The sequence below is a fragment of the Colwellia echini genome (genome assembly GCF_002843355.2).
In the GTDB taxonomy this organism is placed as follows: Bacteria; Pseudomonadota; Gammaproteobacteria; order Enterobacterales; family Alteromonadaceae; genus Colwellia; species Colwellia echini.
Genome location: NZ_PJAI02000003.1, coordinates 32,169 through 45,727 on the forward strand (window position 1 = coordinate 32,169; position 13,559 = coordinate 45,727).

The following is a 13,559-nucleotide window of genomic DNA, read 5'->3' on the forward strand; positions in this document are numbered from 1 at the left end:
ATTTGTTAAAGACTTGAACTACCTTGATAAAAAATGTGCCTTGAATTGATATCGCTTTGAAATATGCATTTTTATTAGTAGCAAGTATTCGGGTAATAAAATAGTAAAGTTATAAAGTAACGCTTTTACATTGTGATTTAAAACTAACAGCTCTTTTACAAATTTTTACCTATCTGTGATGCGCTATATAGCACACCACCGCCATTTTCGATAAGACGATTAACAGACATTTCAGCAACCGACAGGTTATTCAATTCTTGATCTGAATTATCACTTTGCTCGGGATTCTCGCCAGCAATAGTTAACACTAGATCTCCCTGTTCGGTAGATCTCACTAAACGCATTGGACTTTTTATTTTTGGATAATAATTAATAAGATCTAATCGACCATCGGTATATAATATTGATAACTCGTTATTTTCAGATAATAATAATACTGCGTCTTTATCCGCATACCAACTCATAGATAACACTTTGAAAGGTAACGGCCAACGGCTAATAACTTGTTGCTGTTCATCTAAAAAAAGTAAATATCCTCCGCTCTCGCCCAAATCAGAGCTTGAGCCAGAACCTACACTTAAAATCGCTGCTTTTTTATTATTAACAGCCACTAATTGTAAGTCTTCTTCTGTAATAGCTTCAATTGTATCTTCTGTTAAATATTGAGTAAGATTACTTAAATTTTGCTCCGCAATACCATAACCATATAATTCGTTTGGAAAGTTTTTACTTTCAGATCCCGTGAAGATTAGCGTACCTTCGTCCCACCAGGAAACACTACTAACATTACCTTGCCAATGACTGAGTAAGTTTTTTTCTATTATTTTTTCAGCTTTAAAATCTAGCGTATAAATATGAAAACTATAATAGTTGGCTTTATCTTGCTGCTCTGCTATTACATTATTTTTATGATGCGCATCAACCGCAACTAAGTTTCGACCACTAGGAGACCAAGCTAGGGCAATAAAATTTCCCCTTGCTGTCCCTATTTGCCACTGGGTACCTTTAGTACCTTGAATAAATAACTGGCTTTGCCTTTCTTTATTCTCATCGAGTTCTGCATCACGTACAAAAGCGACACGTTCACTATAAACATGGGGCTCAATCAAACGCTCTCGACCTGTATTCGATACAAAAGGCTTTACTTGGCTAAACACTGTCTGAGATATTTCCGTTTTTAAGATATCCATCGTTGCGGGAGAATAGAGCATATAAAAAGCCATACTCATCGCAAGTACTGATAGAACTAAAGCTACGCCTATAACAGTAAACTTGTTACCACTAGTAGTTACAACACTATTATTCACAGCACTATCGTTACTACTTCTGGAATTTTTATCTACAATGACGCTAGGCACAACTAATTGATAGCCTTGTTTTGAAAAGTAAACTATATATTCTTTATCACTATCGAGTTCAGCAAACGCAGAGCGCAAAGCATTCATAGATTTTTGTATAGAATTATAGGTTACAACACGACCTTGCCAGATTTGTTCCAGTAATTCTTCATTATTTATGACACGTGTTTGATGTTTCGCCAGGTAATCTAATACCGCCATTGCTTTGGGTTGCAAACGGCAAGTATGTTCACCCAGCGTCATTGTGTTGTGCTGTGGTGAAATAAGAATACTGCCCACCATAAAATCGTCGTTCGTTGCTTCCGTCATCAAGGTTATATTCCTAGCTTTTTATTATTTATACTTATTACTTTAGATTATATTAGGTGGATAATTCAACTTACCACTAAAAAAGACACCTCTGTAACCAATTGTTATAAAAGTATTTTTTAATGGTAAGGAAAAGGTAAGTCTATATTCATGGTTGGGTTAGTCTTAAAAAACAAAGTTAATATACAGTAATAACTGATTACAAAAACAACTTACAGCAAAACCACGACTAAAGAATGGAGTTACTTATGAACATATTATTATCACTTACAGTAATTAATCTTTGGGCAATAGCACTCATTACCCAAGCGAATGCATCAGAAGCTGATGTGTATATTAATCAAAATATAGGTTTTAACGTTGAAGGCTATAATTACAATCAACCTGCCCTACCATGTGATATTGATAAAAGTTTAGTAGAACTTATTATCAAAAAAAGTAAACAGCAAAATATTGAGATAGAAGCCGTTACCACTACTGAAAAAATTCATAATGGTAAAATACCGGTGGTGAGTATTGATATTGAACAATTAGTGCTAAGTAAAGATCATATTTACGGTAAAATAACCGACTTTAACTTACCTAAACTTCAAATAACCGCAGGTATTATCAAGGGTGAAGATATACAAACAGCGAAACATACTTGTGCAGTTGCGTCTACTTCAAGTGAACATATCAAGCCTACAGATGTAGTAAAATATAATCAGCCCGGTGTATCTATTTGTGGGGAAGCACAGAAGTGTTTAGAAGATTTAAGCAAAGATGTTGTGCAGTGGTTAAAACCTCAGCTTTAGTATTATTTATCCGCTGACAGTATTTATCCAGGGTAATATTTATCCTAAGATAGTATTTTTATACTGCTAAAGATAAAACATTAATGAATAGTCCTTTTTATAACTTTATAAAAGGGACTCTTTTATTCCGCTATTTTGTATTCAACTTTCTCTCCTGCATTACTACCCAACTCTATCTACCCGGAACTGTCTATCCCGCACTAGTCATTGTTAAAGTTTAAATAAGTTATTGATTTACGGGTAGACACCCTACTGCTCACTTAGTAAAGTAAGAAGGATTCAAATTATTTACAATCAAGGGATAAAGGATTTTATGATTAACATGTTTAAAAAGTTAGGAACCGCCATTGTATTAATGGTTACGATGATTATCGTTTCAGGTAATGTACAAGCTGCCGCCAAAAAAGATGTACTCGCTGAAATTATCAATAGCGGTATTTTAAAAGTTGCTATGTCTGGCGATCAACCACCTTACAATATGAAAGACCGTAAAAAAAGCTTAATGGGTTTTGATGTTGATTTAGCTCGCGCTTTCGCTAGTGCAATGCATGTAGAGCTTGAAATAGTAGAAGTGCCTTTTGGTGACCTATTACCAACGTTGAACAGCGGTAAAGCAGATATGATTATTTCTGGCATGGCCATTACAGCAAACCGTTCACAGCAAGCAACTTTTGTTGGTCCTTACAATGTTTCTGGTAAATCGATGCTAAGCACTCGTGAAGTAATGGAAAGAGTAACAAAAGACGGCTTCGATAATGCAAACACTCGTATCATTGCGTTAGAAAATTCAACTAGCCAAATATTTGTTAAAGAGAATATTCCACAAGCAACGTTATCAACCATTAGTAATTATGAAGACGGTGTTGAAATGTTATTAAAAGGCAAAGCAGATATATTAGTTGCAGATATGGCTATTTGTAAGCTGTCAGTTTTACGCAACCCAGGGAATGGGCTTGTAACGTCTAAACAACCATTATCTATTGAACCTATTGGCATTGCTTTGCCTACAAATAACCCTAAACTTGAAAACTTTGTACGTAACTACCTAAATACTTATGAAAACATGGGTATGATAGATGCATTACAAAAGAAATGGTTTGAAAACAGCAGCTGGATAGTTGCACTACCTTAAATTACAGGTTGAATTAAAAGCTAAGTTTCAATCCTAAATATTAAGTAAAAGATTAACGATAACTTAATTATCCGGAACTCTGGTTAATTAGAAAGAATTTTTAAAGCTCTGTTTATCAGAGCTTTTTTATTTCTATTTTTTAGTATTTTAAAAAATATAATTCAGCAACTTATACTTGTTTAAATGGTTAGTGGCTAATGGCTCAGCAGAATAGCAGCTGCAACAATAATGGCTGCAATTATAATGCTATAAATAACACGAGTGTTTTGTTTATTTTGCGCAAGTAGCATAGTTTGCATTAATTGCGTTTGTTGGCTTTGATTGGTACGACTTGTTTTTAAATAGTCGTAAATCAAATCAGGCATTTCAGGAAGTTTTTCATTCCAAAAAGGTAGGTTAGCTTTAATTTTACTAAAAACAGCTTTAACACCCATTTGCTCTTTTACCCAATTTTCTAAAAACGGTTTCGCCGTTTGCCATAAATCTAATTGTGGGTATAACTGACGACCTAAACCCTCAATATAAAGTAAGGTTTTTTGTAGTAAAACTAATTGGGGCTGCACTTCCATATTAAAACGACGAGCAGTATTAAATAGATTAACTAACACTTGCCCGAAAGATATTTCAGACAATGGTTTATTAAATATTGGTTCACAAACAGTTCGAATAGCAAATTCAAAGTCATCAACACTGGTGCCCGCTGGCACCCAACCAGAATCAACATGTAGCTGTGCAACTTTTTGATAATCACGATTAAAAAAGGCGACAAAATTTTCGGCTAAATAGCGCTTATCTTCTTGATTTAACGTACCAACAATACCGCAATCAATGGCTATCCAAGTAGGGTCAGCTGGGTTACTAGTATTAACAAATACATTTCCTGGGTGCATATCTGCGTGGAAAAAACTATCACGGAACACTTGGGTAAAAAATACCTCAACACCACGTTCAGCTAATAACTTCATATTCACGCCAAGCTGATTTAAGGTGTCTACTTCACCAACACCTATACCGTAAATACGCTCCATCACTAATACGTTTTTAAAGCTGTATTCACTATGTATTTCAGGTACGTAAAGGGCTTTATCAAATTCACTACCCTGTTCAAAATTACGCTTTAATTGGATAGCATTTGCAGCTTCTCGGTTTAAATCGAGTTCGTCTAAAATAGTTTTACGATATTCTTCTACTACTTCTTTAGGGCGTAAACGTTTTCCATCAGGCATCCATCGCGCAACAATCCCAGCAAATAAGGACATAACCTTAATATCGGCTAAAATCGTTTTACTAATATTCGGCCGTAAAACCTTGATAACAATATTTTGCTCAACATTGTCGTTGATTAGGGTAGCGGTATGTACTTGCGCAATTGAAGCAGAGGCAAGTGGAATTAAATCAAAACCTTTAAAGTGCTGCTCAAAAACCTCTTCTCCCATTGCAGCAATAATAATAGTTTTAGCTTGCTCTCCATCAAAAGGGGTAACTTGATCTTGTAATACAGCAAGCTCATCAGCTAGCTCTGGGGGTAACAAGTCACGCCTTGTTGACAACATTTGACCGAACTTAATAAACACTGGGCCTAACGATTCTATCGCTAAACGAAAACGCTGTTCAGGCGTTTTATCTTTGTGCTTATTTCCAAGCCAAAATAAACAAGCTCTACCAGCTTTGGCGTACCAAGGTAAATAACCTGCCGGTATCATTTTGTCTAAACCAAAATTTAAGAAAGTTTTAACTATTTGATAAAGACGTTGACTACTCACGACAGTATTTCCTATGCGTTAGTTGGAGGGGTGTTTTTAGTGTGAATAACATGATTTAAAGCAGTACGCTTGTCGATTTGTATTGCCAAGTTGTTAATGCGAGTAGACAAGTCATCAACTTGATTAGCAACATCTTTAGTTTGCTGATTAAAAGCTGTTATTTGACTGTTAGTAACAATTAGGCGTTTTTCGTGCACTAAGTATTCTCCCACATCGGCCTCAAACTGTTTACCTTTAGCACGAACTGATTGGCTGATTTTATTGCTAAATTGTAATAATTTATGGGTTGGCACATCACCAAGGTGTTTTGCTAACTCAGATTGCCAATCAACCTCTAACGATTGAGCAATACTAGCAAATTGCTGCGCGACTTTAATATCACCGATAACATCTAACTCGCCTTGTTTAATAAGCGTTGTTAATGATTCTTCTGCTTTGATTTTTTTAAGCGTTTGTAAACTGGTTTGAATAGTACAGTCACTTGCTTCAGCTTGTGACCTAACAATAATTTCAGTCGAGTTAGCTACATTTTTTACAGTAAAGCACAATGAAAAAGGTAATTCTGTTAACGTCAGCACTAATGTTTTTTGCGCTAATGCAGTAAATGAAATTGATTTATTATTTAAACTGAGTGCTTTATTGATAACAAACTCAATGGTTGCTGTTGCCATTTGTGGTAATAAAATGCTATTACTCACTTTATCGCTTAGCGTTAAAGGCTTCTCATCTGTCATCGACATGATTAGAATTTATAACCTTTATGTAAAGCCACAACCCCGCCTGTTAAGTTTTTGAAGGTGGTTTGTTCAAAGCCCGCATTTTCCATCATAGCCTTTAAGGTTTCTTGATCAGGGTGCATACGAATAGATTCAGCTAAATATTGGTAACTATCACCGTCTTTAGCAACTAATTCACCCATTTTAGGTAAGATGTTAAACGAATAAAAATCATAAGCTTTATTTAATAGTTCATGCTCAGGTTTTGAAAACTCTAATACTAGTAAACGACCGCCTGGTTTTAATACCGAATAAATAGAGCGCAGCGCTTTGTCTTTATCGGTTACGTTACGTAAACCAAAAGCTATGGTCACAATATCAAAGGTATTTTCTTCAAACGGTAAGTATTCTGCATTCGCCTGCACGTATTCAATATTTTGCACTAATCCTTTATCACGTAATTTGTCACGACCTACATTAAGCATTGAACTATTGATGTCTGCCAGAACAACCTGACCTTCACGACCAACAAGTTTCGAAAATTTAGCCGTTAAATCACCGGTACCACCAGCTAAGTCTAACACCTTATTGCCAGGACGTACGCCACTTGCATCAATAGTAAAACGTTTCCATAAACGATGAATACCAAATGACATTAAATCATTCATTACATCATATTGCTTAGCTACAGAATGAAAAACCCCCGCAACCATAGAAATTTTATCGTCTTTTTCTATCGTTTTATAACCAAAGTGTGTGGTATTGCTTTCTTCTGAATTACTCTCGGTTTTAACATTTGTGTCAGCTAAAACTTGCTGATTGATTGAAGAGTCATTTTCTTGAGAATTTTGTTCGGTAGCTGACATGATATTTTCACTTAAACAAGATTAAAACGATAATTACCGATAGTTTACTGTATGCGTGCTAAATCACCAAATACCCAGGTTAATTTTTATTAATTACAGCTTATATTGTACTAAAACAAAATTTTTAGAATAAAAGTACAATTTTTACTTGTCCGACTAGAGCATATACTCTATACTCAGTTTTGTTCCTCGTGCGAACACTTGTTGTAATTATTGTATATTCTAGCTTTCCTCATAAGCTAATCACCGATAGCCCCTGCTATCGGTTTTTTTTGTCTAAAATTTGACATTATACCTCTACACATTCTGTCTCTACATAAATCTGATATAAAGATTAACGCTTTAAATTATTGTTCAACTATAGCTATTAAATAACTTATTTTTCTATTGCATCAATCAAGCACCTTATTATCTACGCCCACCCCACTTAAAGATGATTGATTTATTCTTTCAATCGGTATTACACCGTTCAGCACTTAACATCGTGTTTAATGCTATCCAGGCAAACAATAACCTTGTGCCATTGTTTGCTGACTGTTAACGAGGTAAAATGTTGTTTCTCTATAGTTGATTTATATAGCTGATTTATCTAATCATTTAAAATTCCGATTAAAATAACCTTTTAATTCAACTAATCTACCTATACAACTTAACGCAGGTTTTTATGTCAATCAGCAGCGAACAACTCAATATCATTGAACAATATGATGAAGAAAAACGCTTAAACTATTTACTGCAACAAGTTATTAGTAATAAAGAAATATGGATCTTAGCTGACGAACACGGCTGTGTAATGCTAAATACCGATGATGAAGATTGCGTACCAGTTTGGCCAAATGAAGAGTTTGCTTTACGTTGGGCAACTGATGAATGGCAAGAGTGTAAAGCGCAAGCAATATCATTAAACAAGTGGTATAGCCGCTGGAGTAATGGACTAGCTGATGATGAATTAGCTTTAGTAACATTTCCTAATCAAGATAATGAAGGGTTAGTTTTGTTTCCTGAAGAATTTGAAGAAGCACTATTAAAAGAAACTAAAAAACAAAACCGCAAGTAAGCAACCTAGATAATGATGCCTCCATTCATAGCGTTCAATGATAATAAACTAATTAAATTAGCATAGAATTAAGTATCTCCCCTCCCTCCATATAACCAAATTGAATGGTTATTTCGATCTGCGGTTATTTAACCTTAATGATCAATAACCTCAGCTCAATCAATCATTGAACCTTAGTCATAGTTTGTCTATATTGTATTTAGTAATAAATACAATATGCACTGAAAAACAGTGCGCAAGGAAACAATGTCAGATCTTAGCCTTCAAAAAACTACTCAATTATTTGAACTTCAGCCAGGTAAAAACTTGGATCTGCAAATAAGTAATCCGTTATCCGTTCGTTTAAAGGTACCGTTAATTGGTTTTGAGTTAGGTAATTACATTATCTTAAAATACCCAAAAGTTGCTAATAAACTAGAATATAAAGATGTATTAGTAGAAGGTAACGTTGTTATTGTGCGTTATTTAATGGAAGGTAATAAAGGCGAATGTTTTGCTTTTCGCTCGACTATAAAAAACATTACGCAATACCCAGAAAAATTTATATTTCTTGAATACCCAAAAAACATTGAAAATAGACAGTTACGCCTACAGCAAAGAGCCAGCATTCATTTACCGGCTACAATCATGATGGAAGATAGTACAAGTAAAAAATCTACCCAAATCACTGGTGTTATTGGCGATATTTCAGCTAAAGGTTGTGGCTTTTCTTTTAAAACAGAGAGCCTTAACGCCAAAGTGAATAAACGTGATATTTTTGTTTGCTTACAAAGCCCTGCAGATGGCGAAGTGAAAATTCCGGCAAGGGTATGTAACAGTCGAAATGAAAATGGCACGGTAAGTGTTGGTATACAATTTATAGATGAAGGTACTATTGTACCTAAACTACTAACTCAACTGTTTATTGAAAATACCCTCAGCTAGTTAACGATAAATATTGAGCAACCTATTAGTATTAATTGATATAGCTATTAACTACTATTAATTACTATTAACTACTTAGCGATTTAGAAACTTCCAATGAAAGCGTAAATGCTCTTCAATAAAGCTACTTATAAAGTAATAACTATGGTCATAACCTTGATGAATAGTTAGTTCAAGCGGATAATTACTCTGCTCTGCCGCTAACATTAATGACTCAGGTTTTAATTGCTCGGTGATAAAATTATCGCCTCCACCTTGATCAACCTTTGCCGCGACAAAATCTATGCTAGTTGCCATTAATTTACTGGCGTCATATTCAGACCAGGTTGCTGTGTCGTTTCCTAAATAAGCAGTAAATGCTTTTTGTCCCCAAGGACAATTAATAGGATTACTAATAGGACTAAAAGCAGAAACTGAACAGTAAAATTCGGGATTCTTAAGAGCTATGATTAACGCACCATGCCCCCCCATTGAATGTCCTGAAATGGCTCTTTTATTATTTACTGGGAAAGTATTCTCGATCAGTTCTGGTAGTTCATCAACGATATAGTCGTACATTTGATAATGACTTTTCCATGGCGCTTGCGTTGCGTTTACATAAAAACCTGCACCTTGCCCTAAATCATAGCCTTCATCATCAGCAACGTCTTCTCCTCTTGGGCTAGTATCAGGTGCAACAATGGCAATACCTAACTCAGCGGCAACACGTTGTATGCCTGATTTTTGCATAACATTTTCATCACTACAAGTTAACCCAGACAACCAATAAAGTACCGGAACTTTGTGAGTATTAGATGCTTGTGGTGGCAGGTAAATAGCAAAACGCATAGTACAATTTAACGCGCGAGATTGATGGCTATATTGCTTATGCCAGCCACCAAAAAGTTTATTACTACTGATATTTTCAATTGTCATTTGTAGAACCTTTTCATACTTTTATATAGATAACAGCTTAAGGCTGTTATTGTCGTTCAAAATATCGACAACAACAGTCTATTTATAGCGTGAATTAATATAACTAACAGCTACTTATCAAAATGAATAACGGTGCGAATACTTTCACCTTTATGCATCAAATCGAACGCGTCATTAATACTTTCTAAGCTCATAGTATGGGTTATAAAATCGCTTAATTTGAACTCGCCTGCTAAATAACGCTCTACATATTCTGGTAACTCAGTGCGACCTTTAACCCCACCAAAAGCAGAGCCGCGCCATACTCGACCGGTTACTAATTGAAATGGGCGGGTTGAAATTTCTTGTCCGGCGCCAGCAACACCAATAATGACTGACTCCCCCCAACCTTTATGGCAACACTCTAATGCTGATCGCATCAAGTTAACGTTACCAACACATTCAAATGAGTAATCAACACCACCATCAGTTAATTCTACAATCACATCTTGAATGGGTTTATCGAAGTTTTTCGGATTAATACAGTCAGTTGCACCTAGTTTTTTAGCCAGTTCAAATTTGCTTTCGTTAATATCAATCGCGATAATGCGCGACGCTTTTGCCATAACAGCGCCAATAACCGCAGAAAGACCAATGCCACCAAGGCCGAAAATAGCAACCGTATCCCCCGCTTCTACTTTCGCTGTATTCATTACCGCGCCAATACCTGTGGTAACGCCACAACCTAATAAGCAAACTTCCTCTAAAGCTGCTTTTTTATTTACTTTAGCTAACGATATTTCAGGTAAAACTGTGTACTCAGAAAAAGTAGAGCAGCCCATATAATGAAAAATTGGCTGACCGTCTTTATAAAAACGCGTAGTGCCATCTGGCATTAACCCTTTACCTTGGGTTTCTCTAATTTTTTGACATAGGTTAGTTTTGCCCGATAAACAGAATTTACATTCACCACATTCAGGAGTGTAAAGTGGAATAACATGATCGCCCACTTGTACAGAGGTGACACCCTCACCAACTTGTTCAACAATACCGCCGCCTTCATGCCCCAAAATTACCGGAAAAATACCTTCTGGATCTTCACCTGACAAGGTAAAAGCATCGGTATGACATACGCCAGAAGCGATAACTCTAATTAATACTTCACCTTTTTTAGGCAACATAACATCCACTTCTTCAACTACCAGTGGTTGTTTCGGTCCCCAGGCAATTGCCGCTTTAGATTTAATAAATTTAGTTGGATCAAATGTTAGGTTACTTGCTGTAGTTTCAGACATAAAGGCTCTCGTAATGTGTAGATAAATTTGATTTCAAGTGTAGTTCGTTCAAACAGAATTTAACCAGAGTTTAGCAATAAAAGCCGTTTATCTTTTCACGACTTTTAATGATCACTTAACTCATTCCTATGATATGAAGTATAATTGTTTACATAAAAATGATAATAGTAAATTTATCAATTAACTTTTACACACGGGTAATAATAAATGCAGTGGCAAGGTATTAGTGAATTTGTTGGTGTTGCCGAGACTGAAAGCTTTACCCTAGCAGCAAAAAATCTTGCGCTTTCAACCGCCCAAGTCAGTCGGCAAATTACTGCATTAGAAAAGCGCTTACAGGTAAAGTTACTTTATCGTACTACCCGTAAAGTAACTTTAACCCAAGAGGGAAGTTTATTTTATCAACATTGCCGTGCAATACTCGATGGTCTAGCGCTCGCAGAAACAACAGTCACTAATTTACAATCAATTCCACAAGGCATAATAAAGCTGACAGCTTCAGTTACCTATGGTGAACAACAAATATTGCCATTGATTAATGACTTTCTTCTACAATACCCCGATATTCAAGTATCTGCGTATTTAACAAATCAAAAAATTGATTTAGTCGAAAGGGGGTATGACTTAGCTATTAGGCTAGGAAAGCTCCATGACTCAACTTTAATGGCAAAAAAATTAGCGCAAAGAACTAATTATGTTTGCGCCTCTCCTGCTTATATTAATAAGTATGGAACACCACATACCTTATCAGAATTAAGTAAACATGATTGTTTACTTGGCACTATGGACTATTGGCGTTTTTTAGAAAATAACAAAGAAAAAAATATACGGGTTAGCGGCAGCATGCGTGTTAATAGTGGCTATGGATTAATGGACGCTGCATTAAAAGGTGTTGGCATAGTACAGTTACCCGACTATTACGTTAAGCACTATATAGAAACCGGTCATTTAATTACTGTACTTGACCACTACCGTGAGCCTGATGAAGGTATTTGGGCGGTTTACCCTAATAATAGACAGCTTTCGACTAAAATAAGATTATTAGTTGACTACCTTACTAAGCATCTCAGTTAATACTTAATTTGAGCACTTAACTCTTTACGTAACTCTTCACATAACTCACTGTTATTTAGCTATATGTTTACACCATACAATAGCATTTCTTGTAATGCCTTTGTCATTTTAACTAAACAAAAAGTGAGTTAAGATATCCTTCCTTAAACTTGGTAAGTTTTTGGAAAATTCTTAGCAAGTTTTTAGTAAGTAAACACTTACCCGCTACACAACTAATCAATTGACAAAAAACGATAAAGGAACATCATGAATATAACAAAATGGCTTATAGTGATCATTATTTTAGCACTCACTATTTTTGGTTTGTATAGCTATAAATCGTCTCTACAACAAGCTGCCCATGAGCAAGCCGCAATGATGCCAGAGCCTGCAGCGACAGTAACCGCAATAAACGTTACTGACATGCTTTATCAAAAAATGATTAAAGTCAGCGGTGAAGTTCAAGCGTTTAAATTTTTAATTCTAAATAATGAACTTGCTGGTGAAATTACTCGTTTAAATGCTCCATCTGGCGCTACAGTTAAAAAAGGTCAGGTATTACTCACGCTTGATCACCGTGACGAAGATGCGCAACTATTAGCAGCTAAAGCAACCTTATTACTGCGCCAACAGACCCTAGACCGTAATATTGCTTTGCAAAAAAACCGTGGTATTAGTGAAGATAAAGTTGATGAAGCCCGTGCTGCGGTACAAATAGCCCAAGCAGACATTAGTATTATTGAAACAGCTATTGATAAAAAAACCTTAATCGCCCCCTTTAATGCCAATGTAGGTATTCATACTTTAGAAGTGGGTCAATATTTAGATAAAAACAGCCAAGTAATTGAGCTAGTTGGCGTTAATGATTTTACTTGGGTTGATTTTAACTTACCGCAAATTTATCAAGAATTAAGTTTAGGCTCGACTGTTAACATTAATCCTATTACAGCTAATGACCAAACTGAAAGCTTGTCAGCACAAATTATTGCTATCGATCCGAAGTTATCACGTAACTCACGCCATTTAAAATATCGAGCACAAATTGATTCATCTACGGTTAGCCTCAAACCAAATACTCTGGTCTCTGTTATTGTTCCTATCAGTAAACAAGCTCGTTTCACCGCAGTACCTGATTTGGCCATAAAACGTGATGCGTTAGGTAGTTATGTTTTTGTGTTAGAGCCTGCTGAACAAGGCAGTTATCGCGCAAAACAAGTTCCTGTGAAGTTAGGTGAGCGACAAGGTGATACCGTTATGATCCTTCAAGGTCTAGAACAAGGGCAATTAATTGCTAACAAAGGTGCGTTTAAGTTATTCCCAGGTATGAAAGTTTACCTTGCCCAAGAAACAAGCGAAACAGCAGCACCTGCTGATACCAGTGCGCAAAAATAAGGGATT

The 13,559-nt window shown here is 35.7% G+C and carries 12 protein-coding genes; 6 read left to right on the forward strand and 6 right to left on the reverse strand.

Going from position 1 to position 13,559, the window contains the following annotated elements:
* Positions 1-155 precede the first annotated feature (155 nt).
* On the reverse strand, positions 156-1,667 hold the full coding sequence (locus tag CWS31_RS04090) for a winged helix-turn-helix domain-containing protein (protein ID WP_101344609.1): 1,512 nt from the start codon (positions 1,665-1,667) through the stop codon (positions 156-158).
* A gap of 248 nt (positions 1,668-1,915) precedes the next feature.
* Between CWS31_RS04090 and CWS31_RS04095 the strand changes: the two genes are divergently transcribed.
* Together CWS31_RS04095 and CWS31_RS04100 are read left to right on the forward strand one after the other, a co-directional pair.
* Positions 1,916-2,461: a hypothetical protein gene (locus CWS31_RS04095; protein ID WP_101344610.1), complete on the forward strand. Its 546-nt coding sequence runs from the start codon at positions 1,916-1,918 to the stop codon at positions 2,459-2,461.
* A 322-nt stretch (positions 2,462-2,783) separates the two neighbouring features.
* Positions 2,784-3,593, forward strand: coding sequence for a transporter substrate-binding domain-containing protein (locus CWS31_RS04100; protein WP_170252758.1), 810 nt, complete (start codon positions 2,784-2,786; stop codon positions 3,591-3,593).
* A gap of 194 nt (positions 3,594-3,787) precedes the next feature.
* Here the strand turns inward: CWS31_RS04100 and ubiB are convergent, their stop codons facing one another.
* From ubiB to ubiE, 3 genes are read right to left on the reverse strand one after another with little or no spacing between them, the layout of a single operon-like run.
* The gene (gene ubiB, locus CWS31_RS04105; protein WP_101344612.1) at positions 3,788-5,356 is read right to left on the reverse strand and encodes a ubiquinone biosynthesis regulatory protein kinase UbiB; all 1,569 of its coding nucleotides are present in this window, start codon (positions 5,354-5,356) and stop codon (positions 3,788-3,790) included.
* 11 nt (positions 5,357-5,367) lie between these two features.
* Positions 5,368-6,096 carry a ubiquinone biosynthesis accessory factor UbiJ gene (locus CWS31_RS04110; protein WP_101344613.1) on the reverse strand — a complete coding sequence of 243 codons (729 nt, stop codon included), beginning with the start codon at positions 6,094-6,096 and terminating at the stop codon, positions 5,368-5,370.
* A 2-nt stretch (positions 6,097-6,098) separates the two neighbouring features.
* Entirely contained in the window at positions 6,099-6,938 is an 840-nt protein-coding gene (ubiE, locus tag CWS31_RS04115) for a bifunctional demethylmenaquinone methyltransferase/2-methoxy-6-polyprenyl-1,4-benzoquinol methylase UbiE (RefSeq protein ID WP_246143348.1), read from the reverse strand.
* A 664-nt stretch (positions 6,939-7,602) separates the two neighbouring features.
* On the opposite strand from ubiE, the gene CWS31_RS04120 reads away from it, so the two are divergent.
* Together CWS31_RS04120 and CWS31_RS04125 are read left to right on the forward strand one after the other, a co-directional pair.
* The gene (locus CWS31_RS04120) at positions 7,603-7,995 is read left to right on the forward strand and encodes a DUF2750 domain-containing protein (protein WP_101344614.1); all 393 of its coding nucleotides are present in this window, start codon (positions 7,603-7,605) and stop codon (positions 7,993-7,995) included.
* Between the two features lie 246 nt (positions 7,996-8,241).
* Positions 8,242-8,919, forward strand: a complete 678-nt coding sequence (locus CWS31_RS04125; RefSeq protein WP_101344615.1) for a flagellar brake domain-containing protein — start codon at positions 8,242-8,244, stop codon at positions 8,917-8,919.
* Between the two features lie 75 nt (positions 8,920-8,994).
* On the opposite strand, the gene fghA is transcribed toward CWS31_RS04125, so the two are convergent.
* The gene (gene fghA / locus CWS31_RS04130) at positions 8,995-9,834 is read right to left on the reverse strand and encodes an S-formylglutathione hydrolase (RefSeq protein WP_101344616.1); all 840 of its coding nucleotides are present in this window, start codon (positions 9,832-9,834) and stop codon (positions 8,995-8,997) included.
* Positions 9,835-9,944: 110 nt separating this feature from the next.
* The gene (locus tag CWS31_RS04135; protein WP_101344617.1) at positions 9,945-11,108 is read right to left on the reverse strand and encodes an S-(hydroxymethyl)glutathione dehydrogenase/class III alcohol dehydrogenase; all 1,164 of its coding nucleotides are present in this window, start codon (positions 11,106-11,108) and stop codon (positions 9,945-9,947) included.
* Positions 11,109-11,315: 207 nt separating this feature from the next.
* On the opposite strand from CWS31_RS04135, the gene CWS31_RS04140 reads away from it, so the two are divergent.
* Together CWS31_RS04140 and CWS31_RS04145 are read left to right on the forward strand one after the other, a co-directional pair.
* Positions 11,316-12,182, forward strand: coding sequence for a LysR family transcriptional regulator (locus CWS31_RS04140; RefSeq protein ID WP_101344618.1), 867 nt, complete (start codon positions 11,316-11,318; stop codon positions 12,180-12,182).
* 246 nt (positions 12,183-12,428) lie between these two features.
* On the forward strand, positions 12,429-13,553 hold the full coding sequence (locus CWS31_RS04145) for an efflux RND transporter periplasmic adaptor subunit (RefSeq protein WP_101344619.1): 1,125 nt from the start codon (positions 12,429-12,431) through the stop codon (positions 13,551-13,553).
* The last annotated feature ends 6 nt before the right edge of the window (positions 13,554-13,559 follow it).